Here is a 15163-nt window from a genome sequence, read left to right on the forward strand (position 1 = left end):
GCCCCTCGCATGCCGGTCAGCCCTGAACCTTGCGTTCGGCGAAGCGCAGCAGATTGCCATAGGTTTCGAAGATTTCGCCGTCGACATCGTCATCGTCGATCAGGATGCCGAGACGGTCCTCCATCTCGGTCAGCACGGTTGCGACCGCCATCGAATCGAATTCGGGCAGTTCGCCGAACAGGCCGCTGTCTTCGGTCAGCGCCGCTGCGCGTTCGTCGCCGAGGCCGAGGACGTCGGCGAGCAGGGCGCGAAGGGTGGCATCGACTTTATGGGCTTCGGTCATGTGTCTTTCCTGAGCAGCGAACGGGCAAAGGCCTTCAATGCCGGACCCCATGCCGCGATGCGCCCGCGATTGAAACCCTCCAATCGCCACAAGGGCTCGTGCCGGTTCATCCAGTCGCGCTTGTAAGCGTCGTTGCCGGTGCCGAAATCGATGCGGCGCACGCCATCGACCGTGATGACATGGCGGAACAGAGCCGCCGAAAGCAGGGTGCCGGGCGATGCCTTCAGACTGTCCTCGACATGCGCGAGCTTGTGGATGAAGGCGGTGCCGTCCTCGACCGTCCAATATTGCGCCGCCACCGCTGCGCCGTCGATCCGCGCCAGCCCCATGCGAAAGGTGCCGCGCGCGCTTTCGCTCTCGGCAAAGGCGCGGAGCAGCGCGGGGTCACCTTCTTCGGGCTTCCAGCTCGCGGCGTAGATATGCTCATAGGCCGCCCAGGCATCGGCGTCGAATGCGGTCAGAATCTCGATCGCGACAATATTCTTTTTCGCCTTGCGCTGGACCGTGCTGCGCAGCGCGCCGGGGCGGGTGGCCCACCAGCCGTCATGATCGAGCCCCGTCAGGTCGAGCCAGTGGCGATCGCCCGCCGGCACCGCGCGCACCCACCAGCCGGCGGCGCGCATCGCGGTTGCGATGCTGTCCTTTTCGGCATCGGGCACGGGATAGAGCGTCAGGCGTGCGGCCTCGGCGCGGGCGCGTGCGAACAGATCGCGCAGCGCCGCCATATGGTCGCCCTGGCCGGTATAAAGCGGGCGGATTGCAAAGCTGTACCAGTTGGCAAGCCCGGAAACCGCGCCCGATTTTTCACGCCGAAGCGGCAGCCACGCCGTGGTTTGGCCTTCGGAGCCCACCGCATCGATTCGGCCTTCTCCGGCGAATCCGTGCGCGGCGAGCAGGTCGAACCATTGGGGACGGTCGAACGGCGAAGCATGGCCCATGCCGCGCGCTGCGGCGGGCAGCTTGGCATCATTAGCGTGATGTTCACCGTTCCCATCCATGGTGCGGCGCTCTATCACCACTGTCCTAACAGCCGATGACCAAAGCCGAAAACCCGCCCTCATACCCCCTCGACCATCTCGCGCTGCGCGGCGCGGCCGATGCGCCTGCGCTGCTCATCGGCGACGCGCCGATGTCGTTTGCCGATCTCGATGCGGGTGTCGGCCGGCTGGCGGCATGGCTGCACGCCGCGGGCGCCCGGCCCGGCGACCGGGTGGCGAGCTGGAGCGCGAAGACGCGCGCCGCCTGCCTGATGCCGCTCGCCGCGGCGCGCGCCGGCCTGATCCATGTGCCGGTCAATCCGCTGCTGAAGGCACCGCAGGTCGCGCATATCCTGGCCGACAGCGGCGCCGCGCTGCTGCTCACCAATCGCGCGCGGGCCGACATGCTGGGCGACGGGCTTCCGGGCGACTGTGCGCTGCACGATCTGACCGTGGTAGAGGCGGCGATCGACGGCCATCCGGACAGGCTGCCGCCTTCCGCCGGCAATCCGGACGATCTGGCTGCCATACTCTATACCAGCGGATCGACCGGACGGCCCAAGGGCGTGATGCTCAGTCACGCCAATCTGTGGCTCGGTGCGGAGAGTGTCGCGACCTATCTGGCGCTCGGCGCCGATGATCGCGTGCTGGCGGTGCTGCCTTTCAGCTTCGATTATGGCCAGAACCAGCTCCTTTCGGCCTGGTATGCGGGCGGGGCGGTGGCGCCGCTCGACTATCTGGCGCCGCGCGATGTGGTGAAGGCGGTCGCGCGCCACGGCGCCACGACGCTTGCCGGGGTGCCGCCCTTGTGGGTGCAACTTGTCGAGGTCGATTGGCCCGCCGATGTCGCCGCATCGCTGCGCCGCCTTACCAACAGCGGCGGCGCGCTGACGCCGTCGCTGATCGACGCGATGCGCGCGACTTTTGTCGAGGCCGACATTTATCCGATGTACGGCCTGACCGAAGCGTTCCGGTCTACCTGGCTCGACCCGGAGTTGGTCGCGGCGCATCCGACCTCGATGGGCCGTGCGATTCCCCACGCCGAAATTCTCGTCTGCCGCCCCGACGGCAGCATCACCGCCGATGGCGAAGCGGGCGAGCTCGTCCATTGCGGGCCGCTCGTCGCGCAGGGCTATTGGCGCGACGCCGAACGCACCGCCGAGCGTTTCCGCGCGGCACCTGCCGCGTCGGCGTCGGGCGGCATCGCCGTGTGGTCGGGCGACACGGTGCGGCGCGATGGTGACGGCCTGCTCTATTTCGTCGGCCGCGACGATGCGATGATCAAGACCGCGGGCAACCGGGTCAGCCCGACCGAGGTCGAGGATGCCGCCGTCGCCACCGGCATGGTCTATGAAGCCGTCGCCTTCGGCGTGCCCGACGCGCGGCTGGGCGCTGCGATCCAGTTGATCGTGCGCGGCAAGGCCGATGCGGATCGCGAGGCGTTCGCCGCCGAACTGCGCCGGACGCTCCCCAACTTCATGCAGCCCAAGGCCGTCGAGTGGCGCGAGGCGCTGCCGCGCAATCCCAATGGCAAGCTCGACCGCGTCGCGATCGCGGCCGAATGGGGTGCAGGAGTGGCGGCATGAAGCCGCACGGCCCGATCCCGCCCGGCTTTGCTGCTGACGCCGACGGCATGCTGCGCATCGGGGGCCGGCGCGCCGATGCCCTCGCCGAGGCGGCGGGCGACACGCCGCTCTTTGTCTATGACCGCGCGATGCTGACCGCGCGCGCCGCCGAATGGCGCACCGCAATGCCCGGTGAGGTGCAGCTCCATTATGCGATGAAGGCCAATCCCTTCGCGCCGCTGCTCGCGCATATGGCGACCATCGTCGACGGGCTCGACGTGGCGTCCGGCGGGGAATTGGCGTTGGCGCTGGCGAGCGGCATGGCGGCCGAACACATCAGCTTCGCCGGCCCCGGCAAACGCGACCGCGAACTGGAAGCGGCGATTGCGGCGGGCGCGACGCTCAATCTCGAATCGGCGGGGGAGGCGGCACGGGCGCTTGCCATTGCCGACCGTATCGGGACGCGGCCCCGGCTCGCAGTGCGCGTCAATCCCGACTTCGACCTCAAGGGATCGGGCATGAAAATGGGCGGCGGCGCCAAGCCGTTCGGGGTCGATGCCGACGCGGTTCCGGCGCTGGTCCGAACGCTGATCGATGTCGGTGCCGATTGGCGCGGCTTTCATATTTTCGCAGGATCGCAGGCGCTTGATGCCGATGCGATCGCTGATACGCAGGCGCAGACGGTCGCGCTCGCGGCGCGGCTTGCGGAGGCGGTCGGCGCCGCCCCGCCGCTCGTCAATCTGGGCGGCGGCATGGGGGTTCCCTATTTCCCCGGCGACCGCGCGGTGGACGCTGCGGCGGTCGGCGCGCGGCTCGCCGAAACGCTTGGCACGCGGGGCGCCGCGCTGGCGGAGAGCGGTTTTGCGATGGAACTCGGCCGCTGGCTCGTCGCCGAGGCCGGGGTCTATCTCACGCGCGTCGTCGACCGGAAAGTCAGCCACGGGGAAACCTTCCTCGTCACCGACGGAGGACTGCATCACCAACTCGCCGCGAGCGGCAATTTCGGGACGGTGATCCGGCGCAACTATCCGATCGCGGTTGCCGGCCGGTTCGGCCGCGAGGCCGTCGAAACCGTGTCGGTCGTTGGCTGTCTGTGCACCCCGCTCGACCGGCTGGGCGATCAGGTTGGCTTGCCGCGCGCCGATGTCGGCGACCTGATCGCGCTGTTCCAGGCGGGCGCCTATGGCGCCTCGGCGAGCCCCGCTGCATTCCTCGGACAGGGGCCAGCGCGCGAGATGCTCGTCTGAACCTTACCGAACGGGGTTAAATTCTGTGCCGAAGCGGCACAATGTGCGACAAGCGCGGACACAACTTATTCCAATACTAACGGTATGTTCACCCTTTTCCAGCATGGCTGACCCTGACGCATTGGCTGTTGCTGCGGGGATTGGCGCCGCGGCGGCACCCGTCCGCTCGAAAGGTGAATTGAACATGACGTCCTTCCCCTCGCTTCGCGCCGCCCGCGCCGCGCTGATTTCCGGCATCGCCGCGACCGCGCTGACCGGGTGCATGGGGGCCGGCACCACCGCGCCGCAGCTTCCCAGCGCCAATTTCGTCGCGAACCAGGAAGGACCGGGCGAGGAATATATCATCGGGCCGCTCGACGAGTTGCAGATCTTCGTGTGGCGCAACCCCGAACTCGGCGGCAAGGTGCAGGTGCGCCCCGACGGCCGGATCACCACGCCGCTGATCACCGATATGCCCGCGGTCGGCAAGACGCCGACGATGCTTCAGCAGGACATCAAGCTCGCGCTCAGCCAATATATCACCGATCCCATCGTCAGCGTGATCGTCACCAGCTTCAACAGCACCTTCTCGCAGCAGGTGCGTGTCGTGGGCGCGACCGAAAAGCCGGCGTCGATCCCCTATCGCGCGAATATGACCGTCCTCGACGCGATGATCGCGGTCGGCGGACTCGGCGATTATGCGGCCGGCAACAAGGCGCGGCTCGTCCGCTTCGACAAGGGCAGCGGCAAGCAGCATGAATATGCGCTTCGCCTCAACGACCTGATCAAGCGCGGCGACATCAAGGCGAACGTCAAGCTTCAGCCGGGCGACGTCATCATCATCCCCGAAAGCATGTTCTGACGGCGTTTGCGCGCCCCCGACCGCCACTGCCCAGCAAGGACTGACGACAAGCGATGAACGGCCTTTACGACGAATTCCGGGTTGCGGTGCACAGCGTCTGGACGCGGCGCTGGCTCGTGCTCGCGGTCGCCTGGGGCATTTGCATCCTCGGCTGGCTGGCGATCGCGTCGATCCCGAACCGCTATGACAGCCGCGCGCGCCTGCTTGTCGATGTGAACCAGATCCTGCCCGACGATGCGCAGGGCGGATCCTTTGGCGGGCGCCAGCAGATCGACCAGATTCGCGAAACGCTGACCAGCGCGCGCAATCTGGAGAAAGTCGCGACGACCACCGGCCTGATCCCGGCGGGTGCGGGCGAGCGCGAGAAAGCCGGTGCGGTCGCGATGCTGCAAAAGAATATCAAGATCGTGCCGCAGCAGGATAATATCTTCGAAATCACGTCGAGCGTCGGCATCGGCAGCCTGTCGGACGCCGACAATGCCAAGCTGGCGAGCGGTGTGCTTGACAGCCTGATCACCGTCTTTCGCGACGATCAGCTGCGCGGTGGCCGCGTGGATGCGCGCGAGGGGCTGAAATTCCTCGATTCGCAGATCGCTGACCGCGAAAAATCGCTGCGCGAGATCGAGGCGCGGCGCGCCGCGTTCGAGGCGCAGAATATCGGTCTGATCCCGGGCGGCGCCGGCTCGCCGGCCCAGCGTGTCGATGCGGCGCGCGCCGAACTCAGCCAGATCGAAACACAACTGGTTGCGGCGCAGGCGGCGCTGGCGGCCGCCAACGGCCAGCTCGCCTCGACCCCCGCGACGGTGCCGGGCGCAGGCGGTGTTGGCGGCGGCGTCGCGCGGCAGCAGCTTGCGGGCGCGCAGAACGAGCTTGCATCGATGCGCGCACGCGGGCTGACCGACGCGCACCCCGATGTCATCGCGCTCAAGAGTCAGATCGCCTCGCTGAAGGCGCAGGCCGACCGCGAAGGCAATGGCGGTGGCGGCGGGATGCAGAACCCCGCCTATTCGTCGCTGGCCGCGATGCGCGCCGAGCGGCAGGCGACCGTCAGCGCGCTGTCGGCGCGCAAGGCGCAGCTCACTGGCGACATCGCGCGCATCACCTCGCAGCAGATCCAGAACCCGGGCATTGCCGCGGAATATGACCGGATCAACGGCGAATATACGGCGCAAAAGGCGCAGTATGACAAACTGCTCGCGCAGCGCGAACAGGTGCGGTTGCGCGGCGATGTGCAGACCGAAACCGACGCGATCCGGATCGAATTGCTCGATCCGCCGTCGAAGCCGACCAGCCCTGCGGCGCCCAATCGCCCGCTGTTCCTGACGCTCGTCCTGCTCGCCGGCGTTGGCGGCGGCATCGGCGCGGCCTTTGGCCTGGCGCAGGTGCGGACAAGCTATGCCACCGCCGCGAAGCTCGAGCGTGCGAGCGGACTTCCCGTCATCGGATCGATCACCGAGGTCGTGACGCCCGACCGGCACGTCGAGCGGCGCAAGCGGCTTGTCTGGCTTGCCGGCGGGGGCGCGGCGCTCGTCGGCCTCTATGCGCTGCTGCTCGTCGCCGAGTTCGTCCAGCGTGGCATGGTCGCGTGAGCGAGGAAAAGGACATGAACGACCAACGCCCCGTCAAGCGCCAGCCCTCGCTGCTCGAACGCGCTGCCGACATGTTCGGCCTTGATCCGGCGAAGCATGCACCGACGATCGACGTGTCGCAGCTTCCGCCCGAACCCGAGCGCAAGGCGAAGAAGGCAAAGCCCGCTGCCGAAGCGCCGCAGCCCGAAATCCTGCCGCCCGAAGCGCCGGCACCGGCGGTCGAGGCGACGCCCCCATCCACCTCCACGCCCGCGGCAAAGGCATCGCCGCGCAAGGAAGTAGCGCGCGCCGCCCCGGCGATCGTCGCGAACCGGCAGGGCAAGATCGATCGCGAGCGGCTCGCCGCGCGCGGGATGGTGGTACCTGGCGCCCCGGTTACCGGCATCGCCGAAGAATATCGTATCGTGAAGCGCGAGATCATTCGCAACTTCGCGGGCACCGCCAACCGTCCCGTCGTGCCGCGCGGTCACCGCGTGCTGATCGCATCGGCCAATCCGGGCGAGGGCAAGACCTTTACCGCGGTCAATCTGGCGCTCAGCCTTGCGGTCGAGGCCGATCACGACGTGTTGCTGATCGATGCCGACATCGCCAAGCCCAGCGTCCTCGAAACGCTGGGGCTGCCCGATGGGCCGGGCCTAATGGACGCGCTCGCCGATCCGCATTTGCCGCTCGGCGACTGCCTGATCCAGACCGATATTCCGGGGCTGAAGGTCATGCCTGCCGGTACGCAGCATATGCACGACACCGAACTGCTCGCATCGGCCCGAACCGAGACGCTGCTCGCGCAGCTCGAACAGGGTGCGCCGGGGCGGATCATCATCCTCGATTCACCGCCGGTTCTCGCCGCCTCGCCGGCCGCGGTGCTCGCGGGGCATGTTGGCCAGCTCATCATCGTGGTGCGCGCCGATCAGACGCTCGAATCCTCGCTGCGCGATGCGGTCGGGCTGATGGGCGGTTGCCCGCATATCCAGCTGCTCCTCAACGGGGTGAAATTCTCGCCGGGCGGCCGCCGCTTCGGCACCTATTACGGACAGGGAGGCGCGTCATGATGCGCGACCGGACTTATTTGCGCGGCGTGGCCGCGATCGCGGCGTTGTTGCTCGCCGGCACGGCGACGGGCGCGCAGGCCCAATGGTCGCAGGACAGCGGTTCCGGCTCGGGCTCGGGCGCAAGCGATGCTGCCCCGGCTTCGGGTGCGGCGTCCGGCGAAAGCGACCGCAAGGGCGGCAAGCGCGCCGAGAAGCAGAAGAAGCGCCGCCAGGTCGACGTCAGCCCCTATCTCGAGATCGGGCAGGTACTCACTGCCGAGCTCAAGAATGGCAGCGACGTGCTCACCTACACGACCGTAGCGGCCGGCGTCGATGCGGTGATCGCGACGCGCCGCGCCGAGGCGGCAGCCACGATTCGCTACGAACATCGCTTCGGCGAATCGGGCGGTCTTGGCGATGCCGACTTGCTCAGCGGTCTCGCGCGGGCGCGCCTCGAACTGATGCAGGGCTTCAATATCGAAGGCGGCGCGCTTGCGACCCGTGCGCGCGCCGACGGTCGGGGCGCCGACAGCGGCCTGTTCATCGGCGGCGCGAACAATGTCGCCAATCTCTATTCCATCTATGCCGGGCCGACGCTGACCAAGCGCATCGGCAACCTCGACTTCGGAGCCGGCTATCGTTTCGGTTATACGAAGGTCGACATCGATACGCCCGCGGTGCTCGCACCGGGCGTTCCGGTCGGCGATGCCTATGACAGCTCGACCAACCATGTCGCCTGGGCCAGCCTCGGCCAGCGTCCGGGCGATCTGCCCTTCGGCTGGCAGGTTTCGGGCGGCTATGAGCGCGAGGACAGCAATCAGCTCGACCAGCGGTTCGAGGGCAAATATGCCCGCGCCGACGTTACGGTGCCGATCAGCCCCAGCGTCGCCTTGCTGGGCGGCGTGGGCTACGAAAAGGTCCAGATAAGCCAGCGCGATCCGCTGCTCGACACCAATGGGGTGCCGGTGCGCGATTCGAACGGCCGCTTTGTCACCGACACGTCGCAGCCGCGACAGCTCTCTTTCGACACCGACGGACTGATCTGGGATGCCGGCGTGATGTGGCGCCCGAGCCCGCGCACCTCGCTGACCGCGCGCGTCGGTCGCCGCTATGGCGACACGGTCTATACGGGCAGCTTCGCCTATCGTCCCGACGACAGGACGCTGTTCCAGCTTGGCGTTTATGACGGGCTTTCGAGCTTCGGGCGCGGGCTGACCACCGGGCTGTCGGCGCTGCCGACGCAGTTCGATCCGACGCGCAATCCGATCAGCGGCGATGTGAACGCCTGCGTCTTCGGGCAGCAGAGCGGTGGATGCCTTGCCCCGCAGCTTGCCAATACGACGACCGCGCAGTTCCGCAGCAGCGGCGTGCAGGCGATCCTGTCGTCGCGCTATGGCCGCTGGAGCTATGGCGTCGGCGCCGGGTACGACCGCCGCAAGCTGCTGGTGCCGACCGGATCGGTACTCGGCGCGATCAACGGCACGGTGGATGAGGCCTATTATCTCTTCGTCTCCGCCGGGCGCCAGCTCGATTCCTCGTCGGACCTCAGCATTTCGGGCTATCTCAACTATTTCGACAATGGTTCGCCGGGTGCGTCCGATGTCCAGTCGGCCGGGATCTCGGCGGCCTATTCGCGGCGCTTTTGGCGCGGCCTGACCGGAACGGCGGCGGCAGGGCTCAATGCCTTCGACCAGGATGGCTTCAACAGCCAGCTTATCGGATCGGCGCTCGTCGGTCTGCGTTACAACTTCTGATCCAGCACAACGGGATTACTGCGATGTACGATCAATTCTACGGCTTCACCGGACGCCCGTTCCAGCTGACGCCCGATCCCGCTTTCTATTTCGAGAGCGGAACGCACCGCAAGGCGATGTCCTACCTTGGCTATGGGCTGGCGCAGGGTGAAGGTTTCATCGTCATCACCGGCGATGTCGGCGCGGGCAAGACGACGCTGGTCGGCCATCTGATGAACACGATCGATCCGAACCGGCTGACCGCCGTCAAGCTGGTGTCGACACAGGTCGAGGGCGACGATCTGCTGCGCCTTGTTGCCGAACAATTCGGCATCGAATGGGAAGGGCAGAGCAAGGCCGAACTGCTGCGCGCGATGGAGCAATATCTGCGCGAACAGGCACGCGCCGGGCGGCGCACGCTGTTGATCGTTGACGAGGGGCAGAATCTTGCGATCTCGGCACTCGAAGAGCTGCGGATGCTGTCGAACTTCCAGCTTGGCGGCCATTCGCTGCTGCAGATTTTCCTGCTCGGCCAGCCCGAATTCCGCCAGACGCTGTTCCATTCGCCAACGCTCGAACAATTGCGCCAGCGCGTGATCGCGACGCACCATCTCGATCCGATGGAACCCGAAGAGGTCGAACCCTATATCCTCCACCGCCTGGGCAAGGTGGGCTGGACGGGCAACCCGAGCTTCAGCCCCGACAGTTTCGAGCTGATGTATGATTATAGCGAAGGCGTGCCGCGCAAGCTCAACGTCCTCGTCAGCCGCCTGCTGCTGTTCGGCGCGGTCGAGGAGCTCAACCGCATCAACGCGCAGCATGTTCGCAACGTGATTGCCGAGATCGAATCGGACCGCGGCATCGACGAGGCGAGCCTCGCGCCGTTGCCCGTCGAGGAAGTGGTGGCGCATGCTGCATCGGCGAGCGCGCCGCACGCCGCCCCACCGCACGAATGGCCGGTGGCAAGCGCAGAGCGCGCGCCCTTCGCGGCGCCGGCGACGGACGCCGCTACGCCGGTAGTCGCGGCTCCGCAGGATACGGCGCAGTTCGATGCGCTGCGCGCGCAGATTTCGGCGCTCGAGACACGCATTGCCGAACAGGACGAAGCGTTGCGCCGGGTTCTCGATCTGCTGATCGAATGGGTCGAGCGCGATCCGGATAATGCCCCCAACCCCGCAAAATCGCAGGTTTGGGCGGCCTGACGGCAGCGCCGATTTCGGCTATGCGACCGGCAGAGGTGATGGACGATGCAGAACGGCCTGTCGGTCGATGTCGAGGACTGGTTCCAGGTCGGCGCCTTTGAGCGCACGATCGATCGCGCCGACTGGCCGGCGCTCGAATGCCGGGTCGAGGCGAATTGCGACGCGGTTCTGCACCTGTTCGCCGAAGCCGGGGTTCGGGGCACTTTCTTCACGCTCGGCTGGGTCGCCGAACGCTATCCCGCGCTGATCCGGCGGATCGTCGATGCCGGGCACGAGCTGGCGAGCCATGGTTATGACCACAAGCGCGTGTTCCAGATGACGGCCGGCGAATTTGCCGCCGACCTTGAAAAGACGCGCGCCATCTTGGAAAATCTGGGCGGACAGCCCGTGCGCGGCTACCGCGCACCCAGCTTTTCGGTCGATATGCGCACGCCCTGGGCGCATGCCGTCCTTGCCGAACAAGGCTATGCCTATTCGAGCAGCGTCGCGCCGGTGGTGCATGATCATTATGGTTGGGCACAAAGCCCGCGCCATGCGTGGCAACCGCTTCCCGACAGCGCATTGATCGAATGGCCGGTGACGACTGCGCGCGTCGCGGGCCGCACGCTTGCTGCCGGCGGGGGCGGCTTCATGCGTTTGCTTCCTTATCGGTTCACGCGCTGGGCGATCGAGCGGATGAACGCCGAGGGTCATCCGGCGATCCTCTATTTCCACCCGTGGGAGATCGATCCCGGTCAGCCGCGCGTCGCCGATGCGCCGCTACGGTCGAAGGTCCGGCATTATACTGGCCTCTCCGCGATGGCGGGTAAGCTGAAGAAGCTGCTCGACGATTTCGAATGGACGCGCGCCGATGCGTTGCTTGCGGCGCAGCAGGAGCGCGCCCGGCCGTGGCGCGCCGCGGCGTGAACGCGCCGGTCAAAACGATGAGCGACGCCTTTGCCGGTGCGCCGCTTGCGGACGCAGCGGCGTGGGACGCCTATGTCGCCGCGCACCCCGATGCGACGCCCTTTCATACGCGCGCCTGGTGCGAAGCGATCACCAAGGCGACGGGTCACCGCTGCCATCTCGTCACGGCGCGCGATGCGCGCGGCGCGCTGACCGGCCTCGTCCCGTTGCACCACGTCCGCTCGCCGCTGTTCGGACAGGCGCTGGTCGGCAGCGGCTTTGCCGTCGATGGCGGACTGCTGGCGGACGATGCAGCGGTTGCCGCCACACTGGCCAAGGGCGCCGCCGACCTGGCTCGCGCGCTCGGCGTTCCGTCGGTCGAACTGCGCGGCGGCCCGCTGCCCGCAGGTGAGGGCTGGCGCTGCGAAGGCGATGTCTACGCCGGCTTCACGCGCGACCTCGCCGCCGATGACGAAGCCGAATTGCTCGCCGTCCCGCGCAAGCAGCGCGCCGAGGTGCGCAAGGCGCTGGCGGGCGATCTGTCGGTGACGACGGGGCGCGATGCCGCCGAGCGGCGCGACCATTACCGCATCTACGCGACGAGCGTTCGCAACCTCGGCACGCCGGTCTTTCCGAAGGCGCTGTTCGATGCGGTGCTCGACGCCTTTGGCGAGGATGCCGACATATTGACCGTGCGCGCCGACGGCCGGCCGGTGGCGAGCGTGCTCAGCCTCTATTGGCGCGGCACGGTGATGCCCTATTGGGGCGGCGGGACGGCGGAAGCGCGCGGGCTGCGCGCCAACGAGCTGATGTATTTCGCGCTGATGGGGCATGCCCGCGCGCGCGGCTGCACCCGTTTCGATTTCGGCCGTTCGAAGCTTGGCACCGGTCCCTTCGCCTATAAGAAGAATTGGGGTTTCGAACCCCGCCCACTGACTTATGCGCGCTGGCTCGCGCCGGGCGAGGCGCCGCGCGACACCAACCCGAACAGCGCCAAATACCGGTTGCAGGTCGATCTGTGGAAGAAGCTACCGCTGTGGGCGGCCAACCGCATTGGGCCGATGATCGCGCGCGGATTGGGTTGACCCGCGCGATGGCCGAAATCCTGTTCCTGGTCCACCGCGCGCCCTGGCCGCCCGACCGCGGCGACCGGATAAGAAGCTGGCACATGTTCGAGGCGCTGCGCAAGCTGGCCCCCGTCCATGTCGCCGCGCTCGCCGACAATGCGGGCGAGGCGGAGACGGCGCGGAAGAAAATGGCGCCGCTTTGTAAAAGCCTGTGCATCGACGCGCGCCGCGCTGCGCGGCCCATCGCGCTCGCGCAGGCGGTGCTGCGCGGCGAGCCGGTGTCGAACCGGCTGTTCCGCAGCGGTGTGGTCGCCTCCTACGTCGATGCCTTGCTGGCGACCGGGCGCATTACCCATATCGTCGCCTTCTCGGGCCAGATGGCGCAATTTCTTCCGGCGCGTTTCGACGGACCGGTCATCATGGATTTCGTCGACGTCGATTCGGCCAAATTTGCGACCTATGCCGAACAGGACAGGCGCCAGCCCATGAACTGGGTTCACCGGCGCGAAGCGGCAAAGCTCGGCGCCTATGAAGCGAAAGTCGCACGTTCGGTCGATACCAGCTTGTTCGTCAGCGAGGCGGAGGCGGCGCTGTTCCGGACGTGCAGCGGCCTTGGCGGCGACATCGCCGTCGCGGTCGAAAATGGCATCGACACCGACCGTTTCGACCCGGCGCAGGATTTCGCGGCGGTGGATGAAGGCGATGGACCGCTGGCGGTGTTCACCGGACAGATGGACTATCGCCCCAATATTGACGCGGTGAGCTGGTTTGCGGCGGCGGTGCTGCCGCTGCTGCGCCAGCGCGAACCGCGCGCACGCTTTGCGATCGTCGGCCGCGCGCCGACCGAAGAGGTGCGGCTGCTCGCCCGGCTGCCCGGCGTCACCGTCACCGGCGAAGTCCCCGACGTGCGCCCGTGGCTCGCTGCCGCCGATGTCGTCGTGGCGCCGCTGCTGCTCGCGCGCGGGGTGCAGAACAAGCTGCTCGAGGCGATGGCGATGGCGCGGCCGGTCGTCGCGAGCGCCGCCGCCGCGACCGGGATCGACGCGGTCGACGGCGACCATCTGCTCGTCGCCGATGGGGCCGCGGCCATGGCGGACGCAATCGCGCGCCTGTTCGCCGATCCGGGACGGGCCGCGCAGATGGGTGCGAGCGCGCGTGACCGAATGATCGCGCGCTATGGGTGGGACGCGCGGCTGGAACCACTCGGCGACTTGCTGGGGCTTCCCGAATGACCGCCCGGCCGATCGCGGCGCTGCACGGCTGGTCGCCGTGGCAGCGGCATCTGGCTGCGCTCGGCGCGCTCGCGGCGGCGATCCTGCTGCTGTTCGCGCGCGATGCCGCCGACATGGCAGGCATCTGGTGGCACAGCTCGACATTCACCCATTGCCTGTTGATGGTGCCGATGATCGGCTGGCTGGTGCAGCAGCGCTGGCCGCAGCTTCGCACGCTGGCGCCGGTCTGGTGGTGGCCCGGCGCCGTATGGCTGGCGGGCGGCGGCTTCGTCTGGTTGGTGGGCGAAGCGGCGGGCGTCGGCCTGTTCAGGCAGTTGGGGCTTGTCCTGATGTTGCAGGGCGCGGTCGGTGCTGCGCTCGGCGAAAACCTCGTGCGCGCGCTTCTCTTCCCGCTTGGCTATGCGCTGCTGCTCGTTCCTTTCGGCGAGGAATTGGTGCCGCTGCTCCAGACGCTGACGGCGCGGATCAGCGTCGTCCTGCTTCATCTCTCGGGGCTCGACGCGGCGATCGAGGGCGTGTTCATCACCACGCGCGCCGGCTTCTTCGAGGTGGCGGAGGCTTGTTCGGGGGTCAATTTCCTGATCGCGATGCTCGCCTATTCGGTGTTCGCCGCGAACCTCTGTTTCAAAAGCTGGACGCGGCGGATCGTCTTCGTCGCCGCGGCGCTCGCGACGACCGTCGCCGCCAATGCGCTGCGCGCCTATGGCACGATGGTCGCCGCCGAAATCTGGGGGATCGAGGCCGCGGGGGGCATCGATCATGTCTTCTACGGCTGGATATTCTTTGGGATCGTGATCCTGATCGTGATGCTGGTCGCAAAGCGATGGTTCGACCGGCCGGCGAACGATGTGGCGGTCGACATCACTGGGCTGGATGCGCCGCTGCGATTTGCCGGTCGGGCGCCTGCGGTATTGGCGGTCGCCTTCGCGCTGCCGCTCGCCTTTTCGGGGTGGGCCGCGCTGATTGGGGGCCGCGCCGCGCCGCTGCCCGCGACGATGGCGGCGCCGCCGCCGCCGGGCTGGCACGACGCAGCGAGCGAGGGCGCCGCGTGGCATCCGCGCTTCGACGGTGCCGACCGCCGGTTGGTCCGGCATTTCGTCGATGCCGCGGGACGCCACGTGACAGTCGCGATCGGGGGCTATGAACGACAGGCCGAAGGCCGCGAGGTCGTCGGCTTCGGGCAGGGCGCGATCGACCCCGACAGCAAATGGGCGTGGAGCGCGGCGCTGCCCGCTGTCGATGGCGGCAAGACCGAGCGGCTGCTTCATCCTGGCCCGGTGCTGCGCGACGCGGCGACCTGGTATGTCGTCGACGGCCGCGCGACGGGCAGCGCGCGCGCCGCGAAATTGGCCGAACTCAAGGCGCGGCTGCTCGGCGGGGATCCGCGCGCGCTGGCGCTGATTCTGACGGCGGAGGAGCGCGCGGGCGGCCGCGATGCGATCGCCGATTTCCTTTCCGCGTCGGGCGGAGCGCAGGCGATGGCTGACCGCGCGCTGAAACTGCGCTAGGGCTGC

At 67.7% G+C, this 15163-nt stretch carries 13 protein-coding genes; 11 read left to right on the plus strand and 2 right to left on the minus strand.

The features are described from left to right. Positions 1-16: 16 nt before the first annotated feature. Together EBMC1_RS14135 and EBMC1_RS14140 are read right to left on the minus strand one after the other, a co-directional pair. Positions 17-283: an acyl carrier protein gene (locus EBMC1_RS14135; protein WP_003049034.1), complete on the minus strand. Its 267-nt coding sequence runs from the start codon at positions 281-283 to the stop codon at positions 17-19. Next, a complete protein-coding gene (locus tag EBMC1_RS14140; protein ID WP_003049036.1) occupies positions 280-1281 on the minus strand; it encodes a GNAT family N-acetyltransferase in 1002 nt (333 codons plus the stop codon). The genes EBMC1_RS14135 and EBMC1_RS14140 overlap by 4 nt, the downstream gene beginning before the upstream one ends. A gap of 35 nt (positions 1282-1316) precedes the next feature. Here EBMC1_RS14140 and EBMC1_RS14145 point away from each other — a divergent pair, with 35 nt between their 5' ends. From EBMC1_RS14145 to xrtA, 11 genes are all read left to right on the plus strand, one after another. Then, on the plus strand, positions 1317-2846 hold the full coding sequence (locus EBMC1_RS14145) for an acyl-CoA ligase (AMP-forming), exosortase A system-associated (protein ID WP_003049039.1): 1530 nt from the start codon (positions 1317-1319) through the stop codon (positions 2844-2846). After that, complete coding sequence (locus EBMC1_RS14150; RefSeq protein WP_003049043.1) at positions 2843-4072, plus strand: pyridoxal-dependent decarboxylase, exosortase A system-associated; 1230 nt, start codon at positions 2843-2845, stop codon at positions 4070-4072. Before EBMC1_RS14145 ends, EBMC1_RS14150 begins: the two co-directional genes overlap by 4 nt. Positions 4073-4256: 184 nt before the next feature. Continuing rightward, positions 4257-4913, plus strand: coding sequence for an XrtA/PEP-CTERM system exopolysaccharide export protein (locus EBMC1_RS14155; protein ID WP_003049047.1), 657 nt, complete (start codon positions 4257-4259; stop codon positions 4911-4913). Positions 4914-4966: 53 nt separating this feature from the next. Then, positions 4967-6502, plus strand: coding sequence for an XrtA system polysaccharide chain length determinant (locus EBMC1_RS14160; RefSeq protein WP_003049050.1), 1536 nt, complete (start codon positions 4967-4969; stop codon positions 6500-6502). A gap of 14 nt (positions 6503-6516) precedes the next feature. Next, positions 6517-7551 carry an AAA family ATPase gene (locus EBMC1_RS14165; protein WP_003049052.1) on the plus strand — a complete coding sequence of 345 codons (1035 nt, stop codon included), beginning with the start codon at positions 6517-6519 and terminating at the stop codon, positions 7549-7551. Then, on the plus strand, positions 7548-9284 hold the full coding sequence (locus tag EBMC1_RS14170; protein ID WP_003049055.1) for a hypothetical protein: 1737 nt from the start codon (positions 7548-7550) through the stop codon (positions 9282-9284). The genes EBMC1_RS14165 and EBMC1_RS14170 overlap by 4 nt, the downstream gene beginning before the upstream one ends. Positions 9285-9307: 23 nt before the next feature. Continuing rightward, positions 9308-10465 carry an XrtA/PEP-CTERM system-associated ATPase gene (locus EBMC1_RS14175; RefSeq protein ID WP_003049058.1) on the plus strand — a complete coding sequence of 386 codons (1158 nt, stop codon included), beginning with the start codon at positions 9308-9310 and terminating at the stop codon, positions 10463-10465. 45 nt (positions 10466-10510) lie between these two features. Next, on the plus strand, positions 10511-11371 hold the full coding sequence (locus EBMC1_RS14180; RefSeq protein WP_003049061.1) for an XrtA system polysaccharide deacetylase: 861 nt from the start codon (positions 10511-10513) through the stop codon (positions 11369-11371). Positions 11372-11388: 17 nt separating this feature from the next. Then, complete coding sequence (locus EBMC1_RS14185; protein ID WP_040590452.1) at positions 11389-12435, plus strand: FemAB family XrtA/PEP-CTERM system-associated protein; 1047 nt, start codon at positions 11389-11391, stop codon at positions 12433-12435. A gap of 8 nt (positions 12436-12443) precedes the next feature. Continuing rightward, on the plus strand, positions 12444-13649 hold the full coding sequence (locus tag EBMC1_RS14190) for a TIGR03087 family PEP-CTERM/XrtA system glycosyltransferase (protein ID WP_003049066.1): 1206 nt from the start codon (positions 12444-12446) through the stop codon (positions 13647-13649). Next, complete coding sequence (xrtA, locus tag EBMC1_RS14195; RefSeq protein WP_003049069.1) at positions 13646-15157, plus strand: exosortase A; 1512 nt, start codon at positions 13646-13648, stop codon at positions 15155-15157. The genes EBMC1_RS14190 and xrtA overlap by 4 nt, the downstream gene beginning before the upstream one ends. The last annotated feature ends 6 nt before the right edge of the window (positions 15158-15163 follow it).

It is taken from the genome of Sphingopyxis sp. MC1, from assembly GCF_000371385.1.
In the GTDB taxonomy this organism is placed as follows: Bacteria; Pseudomonadota; Alphaproteobacteria; order Sphingomonadales; family Sphingomonadaceae; genus Sphingopyxis; species Sphingopyxis terrae.

Excerpts from the sequence above, each read along its gene's own strand:
- EBMC1_RS14135 (WP_003049034.1), bottom strand. The coding sequence starts at position 283 with ATGACCGAAGCCCATAAAGTCGATGCCACCCTTCGCGCCCTGCTCGCC.
- EBMC1_RS14140 (WP_003049036.1), bottom strand. The coding sequence starts at position 1,281 with ATGGATGGGAACGGTGAACATCACGCTAATGATGCCAAGCTGCCCGCC.
- EBMC1_RS14190 (WP_003049066.1), top strand. The coding sequence starts at position 12,444 with ATGGCCGAAATCCTGTTCCTGGTCCACCGCGCGCCCTGGCCGCCCGAC.
- EBMC1_RS14145 (WP_003049039.1), top strand. The coding sequence starts at position 1,317 with ATGACCAAAGCCGAAAACCCGCCCTCATACCCCCTCGACCATCTCGCG.
- xrtA (WP_003049069.1), top strand. The coding sequence starts at position 13,646 with ATGACCGCCCGGCCGATCGCGGCGCTGCACGGCTGGTCGCCGTGGCAG.
- EBMC1_RS14155 (WP_003049047.1), top strand. The coding sequence starts at position 4,257 with ATGACGTCCTTCCCCTCGCTTCGCGCCGCCCGCGCCGCGCTGATTTCC.
- EBMC1_RS14165 (WP_003049052.1), top strand. The coding sequence starts at position 6,517 with ATGAACGACCAACGCCCCGTCAAGCGCCAGCCCTCGCTGCTCGAACGC.
- EBMC1_RS14180 (WP_003049061.1), top strand. The coding sequence starts at position 10,511 with ATGCAGAACGGCCTGTCGGTCGATGTCGAGGACTGGTTCCAGGTCGGC.
- EBMC1_RS14170 (WP_003049055.1), top strand. The coding sequence starts at position 7,548 with ATGATGCGCGACCGGACTTATTTGCGCGGCGTGGCCGCGATCGCGGCG.
- EBMC1_RS14185 (WP_040590452.1), top strand. The coding sequence starts at position 11,389 with ATGAGCGACGCCTTTGCCGGTGCGCCGCTTGCGGACGCAGCGGCGTGG.
- EBMC1_RS14150 (WP_003049043.1), top strand. The coding sequence starts at position 2,843 with ATGAAGCCGCACGGCCCGATCCCGCCCGGCTTTGCTGCTGACGCCGAC.
- EBMC1_RS14175 (WP_003049058.1), top strand. The coding sequence starts at position 9,308 with ATGTACGATCAATTCTACGGCTTCACCGGACGCCCGTTCCAGCTGACG.
- EBMC1_RS14160 (WP_003049050.1), top strand. The coding sequence starts at position 4,967 with ATGAACGGCCTTTACGACGAATTCCGGGTTGCGGTGCACAGCGTCTGG.